Annotated in this window: 2 protein-coding genes; one reads left to right on the top strand and one right to left on the bottom strand. The window is 48.7% G+C overall.

Going from position 1 to position 892, the window contains the following annotated elements; genetic code table 11:
• A partial coding sequence (locus ACFWW2_RS01480; protein ID WP_393925588.1) for a hypothetical protein occupies positions 1-238 on the bottom strand: 238 nt, incomplete at its 3' end.
• A gap of 256 nt (positions 239-494) precedes the next feature.
• On the opposite strand from ACFWW2_RS01480, the gene ACFWW2_RS01475 reads away from it, so the two are divergent.
• On the top strand, positions 495-761 hold the full coding sequence (locus ACFWW2_RS01475; protein ID WP_393925586.1) for a hypothetical protein: 267 nt from the start codon (positions 495-497) through the stop codon (positions 759-761).
• The last annotated feature ends 131 nt before the right edge of the window (positions 762-892 follow it).

Genomic DNA, 892 nt, shown 5'->3' with positions numbered 1-892 from the left:
TGAACCGATGAACCGATGAACCGATGAACCGATGAACCGATGAACCGATGAACCGATGAACCGATGAACCGATGAACCGATGAACCGATGAACCGATGAACCGATGAACCGATGAACCGATGAACCGATGAACCGAATGATAAGCCAAGCCCACTCGGTCTGCAAGTAACAGGCTGAATTTATTGTGGAAATTGGCGGTTTTTAGCCAAACATCTGCAAGCCAATCAATGCGTTCCATGCTTCACAATAGAACCAGCTTGCAGCCTTCGGGAAATTCCCAAATCCTATATTTGGATAGACATCAGCTATGATGAGGCCTGCGCCTGTTAGGCCTTCATTTTGTCAACATGGGCTAGAACTCCTGAGTGTTCAGATCAGTGAGAAGTATCGAGCCTAAAGCATCTAACTAATGACATGCCAAAGACACTAATTAAACATATCAAACTCGGGCCGTTTGGTGTTATTGAGTAATAATCGCAACAGAGGTTTGATAGATGCATCGCTGCGTTCTACAAGCCATCGCCCTTACCTCAATGCTGGCAACCCAATCACCTGCTCAGATGCACGAGTATTGGACCATTCCTGAAACCCTGGGCGACGCGATCGAAAATGCTAAGCAGCTTTACCCAGAGGACGAAAACCCAACCCACCCTGAGATCACAACCCTCGATCAGGAGCCGGTTGAGTTGCACGGTCTTTACGCAGCCCTGGATACCCGTCATGCGCCGATGAAGATTCTCACCTTCCCGAGGGAGATATAGCTGAAAGTTGGTGATAGCCCCTGAGGGGCGGCATATCATGGCGTTGTTGACGCGCCGCAATTCTCATTTGAGAAAAGGATATGCCACATGACGAAGACTACCATCACGACGTTGCCCGATCCACATGGATT

Source organism: Yoonia sp. R2-816 (assembly GCF_046762905.1).
Classification (GTDB): domain Bacteria; phylum Pseudomonadota; class Alphaproteobacteria; order Rhodobacterales; family Rhodobacteraceae; genus Yoonia.
Note: the sequence above shows the minus strand (reverse complement) of the source record. Positions and strands in the feature narration are given on the sequence as shown.